We start from the raw sequence: 16,696 nt of genomic DNA, 5'->3' as shown, positions 1-16,696 counted from the left end.
CAGTGGACTCGGGGACGACTCAGATGACGCCCTGGGCGATCATCGCGTCGGCCACCTGGGTGAACCCCGCGATGTTCGCGCCGGCGACGTAGTCCCCGGGGACCCCGTACTCATCGGCGGTGCCGGCGCAGCGGGCGTGGATGTTCTCCATGATCTCCGCGAGCCGGGCCTCGGTGTACTCGAAGGTCCAGGAGTCCCGGATCGAGTTCTGCTGCATCTCCAGGGCCGAGGTCGCCACGCCACCGGCGTTGGCGGCCTTGCCTGGTCCGAAGAGCGCCCCCGCCTCGCGGAGCCGAGCGATGGCTGCCGGCGTGGTGGGCATGTTCGCGCCCTCGACCACCGCTTTGACGCCGGCCTTGAGCAGGAGCTGCGCGTCGTCGTCGTCGAGCTCGTTCTGCGTCGCGCAGGGCAGCGCGACATCGACGTCGTGCTTCTCGGCGACGGCCCATACCGGCCTGTCCGCGATGAACTCGGCGGTGTCGCGGTGGGCGGCGTAGTCACTGATGCGTCCGCGCTGGACCTGCTTGATCTCGCGCAGCAGCTCCAGGTCGATGCCCTTCGGGTCATGGACGGCACCGGAGGAATCGGAGGCACCCACCACGAGGCCGCCCAGGGCGTGGATCTTCTCGATGGCGTAGAACGCGACATTGCCGGATCCGGAGACCAGCACCCGCGAGCCGTCCAGGCTTCGGTCGGTGGCGCCGAGCATGTGTTCGGTGAAGAACACGGTCCCGTAGCCGGTGGCCTCGGTGCGCACCAGGGATCCGCCCCAGGAGGTTCCCTTTCCGGTGATGACCCCGGCCTCATAGCTGTTCACGATGCGCTTGTACTGGCCGAAGAGATAGCCGATCTCCCGGCGCCCGACGCCGATGTCGCCGGCCGGGACATCGGTTGAGGAGCCGATGTGGCGGTAGGCCTCGGTCATGAAGGACTGGCAGAAGCGCATGATCTCGCCGTCGCTGCGGCCCTTGGGATTGAAGTCGCTGCCGCCCTTGCCGCCCCCGATGGGCAGCCCGGTCAGCGCGTTCTTGAAGATCTGCTCGAACCCGAGGAACTTCACCGTGCCGAGCATGACCGAGGGGTCGAAGCGCAGCCCGCCCTTATAGGGACCCAGAGCCGAGTTGAACTGCACCCGGAAGCCGCGGTTGATGTGGACCCGGCCGGTGTCATCGATCCACGGGATGCGGAAGATGATCTGCCGCTCCGGCTCGCAGATCCGTTCCAGGATCGATTCCTCAACATATTCGGGGAACTTCGTGAGCACCCGGCCCAGCGAGTCGAAGACCTCCTTGACGGCCTGATGAAACTCAAGCTCCCCAGGATTTCGCGCGATGACCTGGTCATACACTGTGGCGATGCGCTGGCTGCTGGGGCTCATGGTTGTCTCCTCGACGATCACGCGCCCACTCCGGACGGCGAAACCCACCCTAGTAGACGCCGGCCGGCGTCACTTAACGCTGCCTGCGACCAGACCCGAGACGATGTATCGCTGCAGCGCCAGAAACAGGGCCACCGGGATGATCGCCGCCAGGACCGCTCCGGCGGCGAAGACGGACCAGTTCTGTGAGGTCTCCTGCGAGATGAACTGGTAGAGGCCGACCGCCAGGGTCTGCTTCTCCGGATCCCGCAGCAGCACCGAGGCGATGACGAACTCGCTGAGCGTGGCGACCAGGGACAGCAGGGCGACCACCGCGAGGATCGGGGAGACCAGCGGAAGGATGATGGTGAAGAAGATCCGCGCGTGGCCGGCCCCGTCGATCCTGGCTGCCTCGTCGATGGAGACTGGGATCGTGTTGAAGAAGCCGTACATCAGATAGGTGTTCACACCCAGGGCGCCCCCGAGGTAGACCATGATGAGGCCGATCTGGCTGTTCAGCCCGATGGCCGGGAAGATCTCACCGATCGAGAGCATCAGCAGGAAGATGGCCACCATGGCCAGGAGCTGCGGGAACATCTGCACCAGCAGGATGGTGATCAGACCGAACCGGCGCCCGGTGAAGCGCATCCGGGAGAACGCGTAGGCGGCCAGGGCGCCGAGCATCACGCTGCCGGCGGAGGCGCTGAACCCGATGAACAGGGTGTTGACGTACCAGGCGGCGAAGGGCTGCTGCGGACGATTGAACAGGTCCACATAGCTCTGCAGGCTCAGGTTCCCGAACAACGTGTTGGCCGTGATCAGCGTGCCGCCGGGGTTCAGCGAGGCGGAGAACACGTAGACCAGCGGGAAGGCGGCGAAGATGACGACGGCGACGCCGACCAGGTGGCGCCATCCGGTCTGGGAGAACCAGCGTCGGAAGGAGCGCAGGCGGGTGGGTGCGCGGGGCGTGGGCGTGCCGCGGGTGACTGGGTCGGAAGTGGGCTGGCGGGGGGTGAGCGTGCGCTGTGACAGGGCCATCTCAGTTCAACTCCTCAAGTGCTCGGGTGCGCCGGAAGGCGATCACGGAGATGGTGCCGACGATGAAGAAGATCAGGATGGAGAAGGCGCTGGCCAGCCCGTAGTCGCTCTGGGATCCGACGAACGCCACCTTGTAGACCATGGAGATCAAGATGTCCGTGGAGCCCACATTGATCCCGGCCTCGATGTCCCGGGGCCCACCACCGGTGAGCATGTACACCAGGTTGAAGTTGTTGAAGTTGAAGGCGAAGGAGGAGATCAGCAGCGGAGCGATCGAGACCAGCAGCAGCGGGAACTTGATCTGCCGGAACGCCTGGAACGGTCTGGCCCCGTCCATCTGGGCGGCTTCGGTGAGCTCCTCGGGGATCGACTGCAGCGCACCGGTGCAGACCAAGAACATGTAGGGGAAGCCCAGCCACAGGTTCACGATCAGGATGCTCAGCTTGGCCAGCCATGGATCGCTGAGCCAGGGGATCGATGCCCCGCCGAAGAGCACGTTGTTGATGAACCCGAACTCCTGGTTCATCATCCCGGCCCAGACCAGCGCGGAGAGGAATCCCGGGAAGGCGTAGGGCAGGATCATGATCAGGCGGTAATACTTGCGGGACTTCATCCGGGGGTCGTTGAAGACGATCGCCAGGAACAGGCCCAGGATGAACGTGGTCGCCACCGAGAGGAACGCGAACGCGAAGGTCCAGGCCGTGACGTAGAGCAGCGGTCCACGGATGGACTCCTCGGTGATGGCGCGGACGAAGTTGTCCAGACCCACGTTGACCCGCCAGCCGGGCATCAGCTGATCCCCGGCCGCGGTGACGAACGCACCTTCCCCGCCGTCGGTATATGTCTCTCCGCTCTGCGTGTTGGTCAGGGTGTCCGCGGCCTCGTCATAGACGAAGCGTGAGGTGTAGACATACGCCCGCTGCCCGTCCTGGGTGCGCAGCGCTCCGGCGTTGGGGTCGTCTGAGAGTGGAACAGCGAGTGTGGTCAGCTCCTGCTGCCGATCTACGAGCTCGGCGAAGCTCAGCACCTCATGGTCGGGCACCTGAACCACGCGATCGTCTTCGACGACGGCGCCCCGAACATCATCCAGAGGGGTCTCAGCGGACCCGAGAAGCACCTCGCCGGCCTCCGTGGTGACCGCGAATCCGAGCTCCCCGGAGCGTTCCACAACGGTGAGCTGATACGTCGGCGAATCCGGCACCCGGTCCTGGGTCTGGAGCATGATCGCGTGGATCGCGTGGTCCTTGGTGCTGTTGTGGCCGGTCCCATAGTTGGTGAAGGCGACGTAGCCGGAGTACAGGATGACGAAGACCTGGAAGATCAGGAGGAACACCACTCCTGGGGCGAGATACTTCGCGGGAAGTGCTCCGCGCTGGAAGTAGATCCAGGTCAGGAAGGCACCGCTGACCACCACCAGAGTGCCGATGAGCCACCTCTCGTTGAAGAAGAGCACCATGGCGGCATACACCGAGGCGGCGTTGAGCAGCCCCAGCACGATGATCTTCAGCAGCAGCAGCTTCCACCCGACGCCTGCGGCCTCGGCGGTGCGCCGGGCGCGGCGCCCGTCGGCGGAGCGGTCATCGGTTCTGGTGGTGGTCAGTGTGCTCATCGATCAGTCGATCGCAGAGGTGATGTCCTGGGACATCTTCTGCCAGAGTTCCACCGGGTCGCCGTCGCCCTTGATGATCGCGGCCTGGCTGGATCCCCAGTCGTCCCAGACCGCGCCCATCTCGGGGATCGCCGGCATCGGCACAGCCTCTGCACCGACCTCGCCGAATCCGGCGACGATCTCATCCTCGCTCAGGGCCTGGTCGAAGGACTCGGTGAGTGCGGGCGCGCGTCCACCGGTCTCGTAGAGCGCCGTCTGGACCTCCGCGGTGCCGACGTAGTTGATCAGGAAGTTGCTCGCGGCCACGACGTTCTCGCTCTGCGAGGACAGGAAGAATCCCTGTACCCCGGCGAAGGGCTGCGCGTCCTGGTCTCCGGCGGCCGGGATCGGATCCACCGCGACGTCGATGCCGGCCTCCTGCGCGCCGGTCACGTTCCAGGGACCGGTCAGGAAGAACGGCGAATTGCCGCCGTTGAAGCTCTCCTGCGCCAGGTCTCCGTCGATGTTGAGGTTCAGCACACCGGCCTCGCCCTGTTCCGCCAGCCAGCCGGCGAACTCTTCTCCGCCGGCGTCGGCCATGGTCAGCTGCGAGGAGTCGTAGCTCCCGTCCTCGTCAGTGCCGAAGACCGGGGCACCGAAGGAGGTCTGGAAGGGGTAGAGGTGGTAGGGGTCGCTCTCGTTGGGGGTCAGGCCGACCAGGAACGGATATTCGGTGCCGGCCTCCTCGCCCATCTGGATCATCGCGTCGAAATCGGCCGGGGCCTCGGGAGCCAGCTCGGTGTTGCGCAGCAGCGCGATGTTCTCGATCGAGTAGGGGAGGCCGTAGGTCTGCCCTTCATAGGTCCAGGCGTCCACGGCGATCTCTTCAAAGTCACCTGCTGTGTCACCGAGCTCGACCGGGGCGACCACGCCGTTGTTCACCAGGACCCCGAGCCAGTCGTGGGCGCCGACGGCGATGTCGGGGCCTTCACCGGTGGGGACCTGGGAGACGAACTGGTCTCGGATCTCCTCGAAGTCCTGCTGCACGATCTCCACCGAGATGCCGGTGTCGGACTCGAAGTCCTCCGCCACGTCGGCCAGGACCTCTGCCCGGTTGGCATCGGCCCAGATGGTCAGGCTGCCGGAGGCGGCTGCTTCGCCGCTCTCAGAATCGCCGTCCTCGGTCTCCTCAGCCTCGGACTCCGTCGTCTCGGCCTCTGTCGTCTCGGTCTCAGCCGGATCGGCTGCCTCAGCGTCGGGGGAGTCGCCTCCCGAGCCGCAGGAGGTCAGTGCCAGTGCCCCCAGCCCCAGGAGCGCGGTCATCGTCGTGAATCTTCCGGTGTTCACCGTCATCGGTGTCCCTCTCTGTGAAGAAGCGGAGTCGATGACCCCGCCGTCCTGAGTGCAAGCGCTTCCAGTATGGGGACAGAATGTGATCCACGCAACCCTGAGCGGGCAGTCGGCAGTGAGGGGAGGAAAGGCCCTGTGGCCAGCGCTTATGGTTCATGATGCGCTGTTTCTGGTGTGGCAGCCACTTTTTCAGGGCGGTGCAAGCGGTTGTGTGCCGAGGCTGTCCAGGTGGAAGCGCTTACATATATGCTGGAGACATGACTGTTCACCAGGACCTGCGCACCTCCACCTTCACCGCCGACGTCGCCCCTCGAGGAGCTGCGACGACCGAGGAGCATGGGACTGCCGCCGAATGGTGGCGCAGCGCCGTGATCTACCAGATCTATCCGCGCTCCTTCAGCGACTCCACCGGCGACGGCATCGGGGACCTTCCCGGAATCACGGCCCGGCTCGGAGAGCTGCATGGTCTCGGTGTGGATGCGATCTGGCTGAGCCCCTTCATGACCTCACCGCAGAAGGATGCCGGCTATGACGTCGCTGACTACTGCGACGTGGACCCCATCTTCGGCACGCTGGCCGACTTCGACACCCTGCTCGCGCGCGCCCACGAGTTCGGCATCCGCGTGATCGTGGACCTGGTGCCCAACCATTCATCGGATCAGCACGAATGGTTCCGACAGGCCCTGGCCGCGGCACCCGGGAGCCCGGAGCGCGCCCGCTACATCTTCCGCGACGGGTCAGGAGCCCAGGGGGAGGAGCCCCCGAACAACTGGCAGTCGATCTTCGGCGGACCCGCCTGGACGCGCATCACCGAGCCCGACGGCACGCCGGGTCAGTGGTATCTGCATCTCTTCGACTCCAGCCAGCCGGACTTCGACTGGTCCAAAGACGAGGTCAAGGAGGAGTTCCGGCGGATCCTGCGCTTCTGGCTGGACCGCGGAGTCGACGGCTTCCGCGTCGATGTGGCCCATGGACTGGTGAAGGATCAGGACTTCCCGGACTACACCCCGGATGTCGACGCCGCATCGATGGGTGGCGAGGAGACCCCGGCGCCCTACTTCGAACAGACCGAGGTGCATGAGGTCTACCGCGACTGGCGCCTGGTCCTTGAGGAGTACGAGGGCGACCGGGCGCTCTGCGGTGAGGCGTGGGTGTCCTCCGTGGAGAAGGCGGCCCTATGGGTGCGACCGGATGAGATGCACCAGACGTTCAACTTCCAGTACCTGGAGACCCCGTGGGATGCGGGACAGCTGCGTGGGGTCATCGATGACTCCCTGCACGCCTTCAACTCCGTGGGTGCCCCGAGCACCTGGGTGCTGTCGAACCACGATGTGGTGCGCCACGCCACCCGGCTCTCGCTGACCGGGGAGAACCCGCAGGGAAGCGGCATCGGGCCAGACCATCCGGGCCTGCCTGATCGGCAGACCGGTCTTGCCCGTGCACGCGCCGCCACCGCCCTGATGCTGGCGCTGCCGGGCTCCTCCTACATCTACCAGGGTGAAGAGCTCGGCCTCGACGAGGTCCACGACCTGCCCGATGCGGCCCGCCAGGACCCGACCTGGTTCCGCACCGCGGGAGAACGCTTCGGCCGTGACGGATGCCGGGTCCCGCTGCCCTGGGTCGCCGACGCTGACACCTTCGGGTTCACCGCAGGCGGCACGCCGTGGCTTCCCCAGCCGGAGCGCTGGAAGAGCCTAGCCCGGGACGTCCAGCGCGCCGACCCTGACTCCACGCTGAACCTCTACCGGCGGATGCTTGCACTGCGCGCGGAACACGATCTGGGCCTCGGGCAGCTGCGCTGGCTGCCCGGGAACGAGGGTTCCGTGCTGATGTTCGCCAACCAGGACGTGACGGTGCTCGCAAACACCGGAACGCAGCCGGTGGCGCTGCCCGCCGAGCACGACGTGCTGCTCGCCACCGCTGCGCTGAAGGGGGCTGAGGTTCCGGCCGACTGCACCGTGTGGCTGCGCCGGCACGCCGGCTGATGACGAGCCTGGATGATGTCGCCAAGGCCGCGGGGGTGTCCGCCGCGACGGTCTCCCGTGCGCTGAGCGGACGGGGCAACGTCTCGACTAGCACGCGGGCCAAGATCCTGAAGGTCGCCGCGGAACTTGACTACGTGGCCTCCTCCGCGGCGTCCAGCCTGGCCTCAGGCCGGATGCGCAATCTCGGGGTGATCATGCCGGAGCTGCACCGGTGGTTCTTCAACACCGTGCTCACCGGCATCTCCGACGAGGCGACCAGCGCGGGCTACGACGTGACCCTGTACAACGTCACCGGAGACCCCGAGGTGCGTCGAGAGATCTTCAGCGCCTTCCTCCGACGACGCCGGGTCGACGCCGTCGTCGTCGTGGCCCTGGAGCTCAGCGAATGGGAGGAGCTGGAGCTGAAGCGACTCGGCATCCCCGTGGTCATCATCGGCGGCACCTCCGGCACGCTGCCCGGCGTCGCGATCGATGACCTGGCCATCACCGAGCTTGCCGCAGCGCATCTGCTCGATCTGGGCCATGAGGTGCTGGGCTTCATCGGCGGTGCCGAACGGTTCGACGCCGACTACAAGGTCCCGAGCCAGCGTCGGGAGGGCTTCGACCAGGCACTCCGGCGCCGGGGCCTGCAGACCGACCCCGCCCTCATCGGTGAAGCAGACTTCACCATCCCCGGTGGCTTCCATGCGGCCCGCCAGCTTCTGGGCATGCCTGGCACCGGGATGACCGGACTCGTGGCGGCCTCTGATGAGATGGCGATCGGGGCGGTCCTCGCGGCGCGCGAGCTGGGGATCAGAGTTCCCGAGGACCTCTCGGTCGTCGGGATCGACGGGCACGAGCTCGGTGGGCTCTTCGAGCTGACCACGGTGGACCAGCACGCCCAGAGTCAGGGATCGACGGCGGCGAAGCTCATCCTCGCCACGGTCGAGTCAGGCGGCACACACCCGGAGAATATGGATCTGAGCTTCGATCTGCTGGTCCGGCGCAGCACCGCCAAGGCTCCGGGGGCGCTGCCCGTCTGACCGCGTGTCGCTGCGCGGTCGCTGCTCCAGCCCTGCGGCCCTCCGGGTCACTCGAGCCCTGCGGCCCTCCGGGTCACTCGAGCCCTGCGGCCCTCCGGGTCACTCGAGCCCTGCGGCCCTCCGGGTCCGACGACTGGCGTGGACCGAATAGCGCGGCAGCCAGCGCAGCAGTCCTGCGCTTGCCAGCGGACCCATGGCGGAGGCCACCCAGATCCCGGCCGCCAGGGAGCCCAGCGCCGCCCCGGCGGCGAGGGTCAGCGGACCGGCGGCGATCCCGAGATCCTGCATCAGCCGCCAGGCGCCGAGGAACTGCGGGCGTGCGTCGGAGGGTGCGATGTCCGAGGCGATCGTCATCATCACCCCGGAACCCAGCCCGTTGCTGAGGCCCAGCAGCACCGCCACCCCGGCGAGCACCGGCACCGAATGCGCCAGCGGCACCAGGGCCATGGCCAGCCCGAGGCAGATCATCGAGGGCACCCCGATCCAGAGCCGGCCGAATCGGTCCATGATCTTGCCCGCGGGGTAGAACAGCAACATGTCGATGCCACCGGCGAGGCCGAACAGCAGCGAGATCGTGGTGGGGTCCAGCCCGATGTGCTCACCCCAGAGCGGAAGCACCTGCTGACGCGCCCCGCGGATGGCGCCGACCAGCATCGACGCCATCCCCAAGGTCAGCAGCAGGTCGCGGTGGGTCGCGATCACCTGGGCGAATCCGGCCCGGGCGACGCCGGGCGCGCGGGCGGGCCGGGTGTCGATCTCCGGTGCCAGCAGCACCGTGACCCCCGCGGCGACTGCAGTCAGCAGCGCCAGCGCGAACACCGCGCGCAGGTCTCCCAGGACGATCACCCCGGCGCCGAGGAAAGGTCCGATGAACTGCCCTATCCGATGCACCCCGCCCAGGGTGGAGAGCACGCGGGCGCGCTGATGCACCGGGGTCACCTCGGTCAGATAGGAGTGCCGCGCCAGGTGGAAGACCGCATTCGCGGCACCGACCAGAGCGACGGCGGCGCCCAGGGTGAGCAGGGACGGGGCCAGCCCTGCGGCCAGGAAGCCGAGCGCGGCCGCACCGGCGGCCAGCAGCATCGCACGACGATCGCCGACTCGGGCCGCCAGCGCACCGGCGGGCAGATCCGCGAGGATCTGACCCAGCGGGAGCATCGCGGCGATGATGCCCGCCACCGCGAGGGTGGCGCCCCGTTCCACGGCGAAGGGAGCCAGGATCGGGATCATGGCACCGGCGCCGACGCTGAAGATGAACGCCGGCAGCAGCGCCCCCAGCAGGATCTGTCGCCGGGGAGAGGGAGCCGTGGTCATCGCTGCAGTCTAGCCAGCTCGCGGGGCCCGGGATGAGCTGACGGAGGCGGAGATGCCACGTGAAGTCGAGCCGGCGCGATGTCATAGGCTGGAAGCATGAGTTCACCGGCCGAGCGCTACGCACAGTCACGTCGACGAGCAGCGGAGGCCAAGACTGAGCTCGGGGTCTTCCGCCAGGCTCAGGCCTTCGACCTCGATGACTTCCAGGTCCAGGCCTGTCAGCACCTGGAAGCAGGACGGGCCGTGCTGGTCGCGGCCCCGACCGGGGCGGGCAAGACCATCGTCGGCGAGTTCGCCGTCCACCTCGGCCTGGCCCACAACACCAAGACGTTCTACACGACGCCGATCAAGGCGCTCTCGAACCAGAAGTATCAGGAGCTGGTGGAGGTCCACGGCACCGACAAGGTGGGTCTGCTCACCGGGGACACCTCGATCAACTCCGAGGCGCAGATCGTGGTGATGACCACCGAGGTGCTGCGCAACATGCTCTACCAGGACTCCGCGACGCTGCGGGATCTGGGCTACGTCGTGATGGACGAGGTCCACTACCTGGCCGACCGTTTCCGCGGCGCCGTCTGGGAGGAAGTCATCATCCACCTCCCTGAGCACGTCCAGGTCGTCGCTCTCTCGGCCACGGTCTCCAACGCTGAAGAGTTCGGCGCCTGGTTGGACACGGTGCGCGGGGAGACCTCGGTGGTGGTCTCCGAGCACCGTCCCGTGCCGCTGTGGCAGCACATGTTCGTGGACAACGAGCTGCACGATCTCTTCATCTACGAGGAGGACGACGACGCGCCGACGCTGGTCAACCCCGAGCTGCAGCGCCTCGCGCATCAGAGCGAAGGGCCCAGTTCCCGGCGCAGCGGCGGAAACCGGTCTCGCGGAAACGGCCGGGGACCCGGTCGAGGTCCGGGTCGCGGCGCGGTTCGCGGCTCTGGCAAGGGCGGACCGGGCGGCGGCCCCCGCCAGGAGCTGCGCAGCAGCGCCTCCTCCAGCCGAGGCGGGGCCGGCAGCCACGGCGGCGCGGGGACCTCGGGCGCCTCCGGGATCTCCGGATCCGGCGCCGGGCGCCCGCGGCTGAACCGGCCCAAGATGATCCGGGCTCTCGACCGCGACGGTCTGCTCCCCTGCATCGGGTTCATCTTCTCCCGAGTGGGCTGTGAGGCCGCTGTGGAGCAGTGCCTGAACGCCGGCATCGTGCTGACCACCCGGGAAGAGGCCGCCGAGATCACTTCCCGGGTCGAGCAGATGGGCTGGGACCTCCCGGCCGAGGACCTCGCCATCCTGGGCTTCGAGAGCTTCCGTGAGGCGCTCATCAACGGGGTCGCCGCGCACCACGCCGGCATGCTCCCACCCTTCAAAGAGCTCGTCGAGGCGCTCTACGCCGAGGGGCTGCTCAAGGTGGTCTTCGCCACCGAGACCCTGGCGCTGGGGATCAACATGCCCGCCCGGACCGTGGTCCTGGAGAAGCTGGACAAGTTCAACGGCGAATCCCACGTCGATGTCACGCCGGGGGAGTACACACAGCTCACCGGCCGTGCCGGACGGCGCGGAATCGACGTGGAAGGCCACGCCGTCGTCGTCTGGCAGCCGGGCATGGATCCGCGGCAGGTCGCGGGACTCGCCTCCAAGCGGACCTACCCGCTGAACTCCAGCTTCAAGCCCTCCTACAACATGGCGGTGAATCTCACCGCCCAGTTCGGACGACGACGCGCGCGCACCATTCTGGAATCCTCCTTCGCCCAATTCCAGGCCGACCGCTCGGTGGTCGGCGTCGCCCGGGATGTGGCGAAGCGGGAATCCTCCATGGCCGGCTATGAGGAGGCGATGGCCTGCCATCTGGGGGACTTCCGCGAATATGCCGCACTGCGCCGCAGACTCGGTGAGGCGGAGAAGGACCAGGCCAAGGCGCGCCAGCGGCAGCGTCGACGCGAGATCATCCGGGTCCTCGCGGCGCTTCAGCCGGGCGACGTCATCGAGGTCGGCGGCAAGCGCGGCTTCGGAGAGTCCCTGGTGGTCCACAGTGCGCCCGAACATGACCCCCGGCCCGGAGTGATCACCGCCGACGGCAAGTTCCGCAATGTCACCGCCGAGGACTTCGCCCAGCCGCCCGAGGTCATCTCCAGCGTCCGGCTCCCGCGCAAGCCCCAGGTCAAGGTGCCAAAGGTGCGCCGGGACCTCGCCTCCTCGATGCGTGCTGCGATGCACGAGCGGGTGCCGCCGCGGTCCAACGCGCCCACCCCCGGTTTCGGCTTCCGCGAGGAGGAGACCGAGGCGGAGTCGCTGGAGCAGCTGCAGAGCGCTCTGCAGCGCCACCCCTGTCATGGCTGCAGCGAGCGTGAGGACCACGCCCGCTGGGCCGAGCGCGCATGGAAGCTGCAGCGCGAGATCGATCAGCTCAAGCTGAAGATCGACCGCCGCACCGGCTCCATCGCCAAGACCTTCGACCGGGTCTGCGGGGTCCTGCATGAGCTCGGACACATGGAGGCGGTGGACCCGGAGCTGATGCCACACGTCCCGCCGGCAGACCCGGGACAGCTGATCTCCGTCGAGCCGGCGCTTCAGCGTCCGGGATTCACCGCGGAGGAGTGGTTCGCCACCGAATTCGCGGTGACCGATCGCGGACAGCAGCTGCGCCGCATCTACGGCGAGCGAGACCTGTTCACCGGGCTGCTCATGGAGCGCGGAGTCCTCTCCGGGCTCACCGCGCAGGAACTGGCCGCCTTCGTCACGGTGCTGGTCTACCAGGCCAAACGCGAAGATGAGGGGGCCATGCCGGTGATGCCGACGAAGCGCCTGGCCCAGGCTGCGCGGACCGGGATTGAGGTTCACGCTGAACTTGAAGCTCTGGAGAAGCGTCATCACCTGGAACCCACCGCCGCCCCGGAGCTTGGCCTGGTGCTGCCCATGTACGCCTGGGCGGACGGCCAGAGTCTGCGCAGCGCGCTGGACGACTCGCCGCTGGCCGCAGGAGACTTCGTGCGCTGGACCAAACAATGCATCGACACCCTGGATCAGCTGAGCAAGATTCCACATACCCCGGCCAAGCTCTCGGCGCGCTGTCATGAGGCAGTGCAGCTGATCGGCCGGGGAGTGGTGGCATACTCCTCGGTGGCCTATCAGAACCTGGAGGAGCCAACTGATGACTAGCACCGGTGCCGCGCACCCGCCGCGACTGCTGACCAACGGCACGATCCATTCCCCTTCTGAGCCCTACGCAGACGCGATGCTGGTCGAGGACGGACTGATCGCCTGGGTCGGCTCTGACGAGACCGCCGCAGAGCGCAAGGACGCCGACCTGGTCATCCAGGACCTGGACCGGGCCCTGGTGGCGCCCGCCTTCGTGGGCTGGGTGGACCTCGATGCCGCCGAACATGCCGCCGAACATGCCGCCGAACATGCCGCCGGAGATGCCGCAGCTGACGCGGCGCCCGGCACCGCCGGCGTCGGCTCCTGGGGCACCCGGATCGCTGCGGCGCTGGACGCGGCGGCAGCCCTGGGCTGCGGCGCCGTGCGGCTGAACATCGAACTGCCGGTGCCCGCGCTGAGCGAGGCCGAGGTGGCCCAGGAGTTGTTGAACACCGCATTCAGGGCCGCCGCGGAGCACCGGGTTCGCGCCTACCCGGTGCTCACGCTCACCGGGCTCGCCGAATCCGGCGTGGCTGACCGGCTGGACGCCGTGCGGGCCGCCGCGGAGCTGCTCCGCACCGTGGATGCGATACTCGGCCGCCCTGCGGCGCTGCAGCTCCCCGCTGAGGACGTGCTGGAACAGCTGCTGAGCATCAGACTCGCAGCCGCGCTGGCCCAGCGTCAGCTCATCCTGCGCATGAGTCAGAACATCACCCCGGCCACCATGGTGGCGGCCCTGGTGGATTCCACCGGCGAGATGTGCGCCAAGCGGCAGAGTCCACCAGGTGGGCTGCCCACGGTGCTCCACGGCTTCGACTCCGCGTCCCGGGAGGAATGGGAGTCGCTGCTGAACACCGGCGTGCAGGTGGTGCTGCGCGGTCGCGGCCACCTGGCCACCGCACTGAGCGTCGGCGTTCCGGTCAGCGCCGTCGCCGAGGCAGGACAGAGCCCCTGGGCAGCGGTGAGCGCACACGTCCACCACGAGAGCGATCCGGTCTCGGTGCGGGCGGGGTTCAACGCGCAGACTCGCGGCGCCTACCGGTCGCTGCCCGAGTCCAGCGGCACACCCGCCACCTCGGCGCAGCTGGACCCTGGGGCCCGGGCCACCTACGCCATCTGGGAGGTGGACTCGTTGGCGGTGCAGACCCCTGATTCGCGGACCGCGGCGTGGAGCACCGATGTGCGGGCCCGGACCCCGCTGCTGCCCTATCTCGACGGCGCGACCCTGCCCACGCTGATCTCCACTGTGATCGACGGCGTCGAGGTGACTCATCCTGTCGCTCGATCCGGCGCTGGAGCCCAGGCCTGAGCGCCAGCACGTGACCGTAGACTGTCCTCGACCCTCCACCCTCATCTCCACAACCCCCAGAAGGACGCGAAGCGACTCGTGAAGATCCTGACGATCATCCCGACCTATGACGAGATCGATGCCCTGCCGGGCACCGTGGCACGTCTTCGTGCGGCAGTTCCAACCTCAGATGTGCTCATCGTCGATGACAACAGCCCCGACGGCACCGGAGACTTCGCCGACGAGCTCGCCTCCCAGGACGCGCAGATCAACGTGCTGCACCGCACGGCCAAGAACGGGCTCGGCGGCGCCTACATCGCAGGATTCCGCTGGGGACTCGAACGCGGCTACGACGTCCTGGTCGAGCTCGACGCGGACGGGTCGCACCAGCCCGAGCAGCTGCCGAAGCTGCTGGCCAAGATCGATGAGGCTGACCTGGTCATCGGATCACGCTGGGTGCCGGGAGGTTCGGTGGTCAATTGGCCGCTGCACCGGATCGCGATCTCTCGCGCCGGCAGCCTCTACTCCCGGACGCTGCTGGGTCTGAAGGTCCGCGACATCACCGCCGGATTCCGGGTGTTCCGGCGCTCGGTGCTCGAAGAGATCGATCTGGGCAGCATCGAATCGGTGGGCTACGGCTTCCAGGTCGACATGACCTTCCGGGTGGCGGGCATGGGCAAGACCATCGTCGAGGTGCCCATCACCTTCGTCGAGCGCACGCTGGGTGAGTCCAAGATGAGCTCCGACATCGTTGTAGAGGCGATGGTCAACGTCACGCGCTGGGGACTTCGCGCGCGGGCCCGGACATTGGGGCAGAAGCTGCGCCAGCGCTGACGATCAGCACACACAGACAGCGACGGCGTCCGTCCCGATCTCTCGGGAGGGACGCCGTCGCCGTCTGTGAGCAGGCTTCTGTGCTCAGCATCGCATCAGCTGCGGGAGTCAGGCGGCCTCGCCGCGACGCTCCTTGAGCAGCTTGAGACGATCCTGCAGGATCACCTCGAGGTCCTCTGTGGAACGTCGTTCCAGCAGCATGTCCCAGTGGGTCCTGACCGGCTTCTCCGGCTCGGCTTCGGGCCTGTCGACGTCAACGCGCAGGCCTTCCTTGCCGGTGGGGGAGACCCAGGTTGCGGGGACATCGGCCTCAGCGGAGAACATCACCCGCATCCGCTCGCCATCCTCAGTGAGATACTCGATCTCCTGACGCGGCGCCGGCTCGACGCCCTGCTCGGTTTCCATGGACTGCGCACCAAGGCGCATTCCGCGCAGACTGCGATCACTCATCGATTATCCTCCAGTGTGATGGGCAGAGTCATTCCTAGCTATAACTCTAGAGCACCGCAGAGTTATTCCCATCTCGATCAGCGCTGCGGGTCCTCCATGGGCTCGGGCTGCTGCTGGAAGACCGGCTGCTCGGTGAGCTCGGTGCCTTCCTCGGCGGGAGCCTCAGTGCGAGACTCGGCGACTGCCGCATTGCCGACCTGGGCCTTGCGGGCCTCCTGCTCGACCTCTTGACGGCTGGTGTAGTGCGGGTTCTCATCGGTGACCGAGGTGCTGCGGGCTGACTCTGCCATATCCGCGATGGCCGAGGAGATGGCGGGCTTGCCCTTGTTCTGTGCACTCTCCTGGGCCTTCTCCAGCCGACGCTGCTTCAGCCGCTCCGTGCGAGCTGCTCGTTCGGCCTCTCGGTCCTCGAGGCTGATGCCTGACTGCTGGGCCGACTCGGGTCCGCCGAACGCTCCGGAGAGGTTCTTCAACGCGTCGCTGAACTCGCCGGGGATCATCCACATGGTGTTGGACTCTGACTTGGCGATCTCCGGGAGGATCTGCAGGTACTGGTAGGAGAGCAGCTCAGGGCCGGGCTCCGAGTCGTGGACCGCGTTGAACACGGTCTCGATGGCCTGCGCCTCAGCGTTGGCGCCAAGGATCCGGGCCTGTGCGTCACCTTCTGCGGCGAGGATCGAGGCCTGTCGCTCACCTTCAGCGGTGAGGATCGCGGCCTGCTTGGTGCCTTCGGCGGTGAGGATCGCGGCGCGGCGTTCGCGCTCGGCGCGCATCTGCTTCTCCATCGAGTCCTGGATAGAGTGCGGCGGCTCGATGGCCTTGAGCTCGACTCGGGCGACGCGGATGCCCCAGCGTCCGGTGACCTTGTCCAGCTCCCCGCGGAGCTGACCGTTGATGCGATCACGTGAGGTCAGGGCCTCTTCGAGGTTCAGTCCGCCGACCACGTTGCGCAGTGTGGTCGTGGTGAGCTGCTCCACCGCGATGATGTAGTTCTGGATCTCGTAGGTTGCGGCCTTCGGATCGGTGATCTGGAAGTACACCACCGTGTCGATGGAGACCACCAGGTTGTCTTCGGTGATCACGGGCTGGGGCGGGAAGGAGACGACCTGCTCGCGCATGTCCAGCATCGGCAGCAGTCGATCGATGAAGGGGACGAGCAGGGTGAGTCCCGGCCCCTGGGTGCGCTGGTACTTGCCCAGGCGCTCGATCAGTCCGGCGCGAGCCTGCGGCACGATGCGCACGCTGCGGGCGATGATGATCACCACCAGGGCGACGAGGACCAGGAGAACTACAAGTGCAGTGACTTCCATGACGTTCCGTTCTTTTCAGTGGCGCGCCTGAAGA

At 67.3% G+C, this 16,696-nt stretch carries 12 protein-coding genes; 5 read left to right on the top strand and 7 right to left on the bottom strand.

Annotated elements, in window-relative coordinates:
• Positions 1 to 19: 19 nt before the first annotated feature.
• The 4 genes from gdhA to LTH96_RS05740 form a co-directional block, all read right to left on the bottom strand.
• Positions 20 to 1,378, bottom strand: a complete 1,359-nt coding sequence (gene gdhA, locus LTH96_RS05755) for an NADP-specific glutamate dehydrogenase (RefSeq protein ID WP_241464785.1) — start codon at positions 1,376 to 1,378, stop codon at positions 20 to 22.
• A 69-nt stretch (positions 1,379 to 1,447) separates the two neighbouring features.
• Positions 1,448 to 2,395: a sugar ABC transporter permease gene (locus tag LTH96_RS05750; RefSeq protein WP_241464784.1), complete on the bottom strand. Its 948-nt coding sequence runs from the start codon at positions 2,393 to 2,395 to the stop codon at positions 1,448 to 1,450.
• Position 2,396: 1 nt separating this feature from the next.
• Positions 2,397 to 4,004 carry an ABC transporter permease subunit gene (locus LTH96_RS05745; protein WP_241464783.1) on the bottom strand — a complete coding sequence of 536 codons (1,608 nt, stop codon included), beginning with the start codon at positions 4,002 to 4,004 and terminating at the stop codon, positions 2,397 to 2,399.
• Between the two features lie 3 nt (positions 4,005 to 4,007).
• Positions 4,008 to 5,306 carry a maltose ABC transporter substrate-binding protein gene (locus LTH96_RS05740; protein ID WP_241464782.1) on the bottom strand — a complete coding sequence of 433 codons (1,299 nt, stop codon included), beginning with the start codon at positions 5,304 to 5,306 and terminating at the stop codon, positions 4,008 to 4,010.
• A 284-nt stretch (positions 5,307 to 5,590) separates the two neighbouring features.
• On the opposite strand from LTH96_RS05740, the gene LTH96_RS05735 reads away from it, so the two are divergent.
• Positions 5,591 to 7,318 carry a glycoside hydrolase family 13 protein gene (locus tag LTH96_RS05735; protein ID WP_241464781.1) on the top strand — a complete coding sequence of 576 codons (1,728 nt, stop codon included), beginning with the start codon at positions 5,591 to 5,593 and terminating at the stop codon, positions 7,316 to 7,318.
• Positions 7,294 to 8,340, top strand: a complete 1,047-nt coding sequence (locus LTH96_RS05730; protein ID WP_241464780.1) for a LacI family DNA-binding transcriptional regulator — start codon at positions 7,294 to 7,296, stop codon at positions 8,338 to 8,340. Before LTH96_RS05735 ends, LTH96_RS05730 begins: the two co-directional genes overlap by 25 nt.
• 99 nt (positions 8,341 to 8,439) lie before the next feature.
• Here LTH96_RS05730 and LTH96_RS05725 read toward each other — a convergent pair whose 3' ends face one another.
• Positions 8,440 to 9,654: an MFS transporter gene (locus LTH96_RS05725; protein ID WP_241464779.1), complete on the bottom strand. Its 1,215-nt coding sequence runs from the start codon at positions 9,652 to 9,654 to the stop codon at positions 8,440 to 8,442.
• A 96-nt stretch (positions 9,655 to 9,750) separates the two neighbouring features.
• Between LTH96_RS05725 and LTH96_RS05720 the strand changes: the two genes are divergently transcribed.
• The 3 genes from LTH96_RS05720 (at position 9,751) to LTH96_RS05710 (ending at position 14,902) form a co-directional block, all read left to right on the top strand.
• Entirely contained in the window at positions 9,751 to 12,801 is a 3,051-nt protein-coding gene (locus LTH96_RS05720; protein ID WP_241464778.1) for an RNA helicase, read from the top strand.
• Positions 12,794 to 14,089, top strand: a complete 1,296-nt coding sequence (locus LTH96_RS05715) for a hypothetical protein (protein WP_241464777.1) — start codon at positions 12,794 to 12,796, stop codon at positions 14,087 to 14,089. Before LTH96_RS05720 ends, LTH96_RS05715 begins: the two co-directional genes overlap by 8 nt.
• 78 nt (positions 14,090 to 14,167) lie before the next feature.
• Positions 14,168 to 14,902: a polyprenol monophosphomannose synthase gene (locus LTH96_RS05710; protein WP_241464776.1), complete on the top strand. Its 735-nt coding sequence runs from the start codon at positions 14,168 to 14,170 to the stop codon at positions 14,900 to 14,902.
• 108 nt (positions 14,903 to 15,010) lie between these two features.
• On the opposite strand, the gene LTH96_RS05705 is transcribed toward LTH96_RS05710, so the two are convergent.
• Complete coding sequence (locus tag LTH96_RS05705; protein ID WP_058889192.1) at positions 15,011 to 15,352, bottom strand: RNA polymerase-binding protein RbpA; 342 nt, start codon at positions 15,350 to 15,352, stop codon at positions 15,011 to 15,013.
• Positions 15,353 to 15,429: 77 nt separating this feature from the next.
• A complete protein-coding gene (locus tag LTH96_RS05700) occupies positions 15,430 to 16,662 on the bottom strand; it encodes an SPFH domain-containing protein (protein WP_241464775.1) in 1,233 nt (410 codons plus the stop codon).
• Positions 16,663 to 16,696: the final 34 nt, after the last annotated feature.

The sequence above is a fragment of the Nesterenkonia sp. LB17 genome (assembly GCF_022565915.1).
GTDB lineage: Bacteria > Actinomycetota > Actinomycetes > Actinomycetales > Micrococcaceae > Nesterenkonia.
The sequence above is the reverse complement of the archived record's forward strand: the minus strand, read 5'-3'. Positions and strand labels throughout refer to the sequence as shown.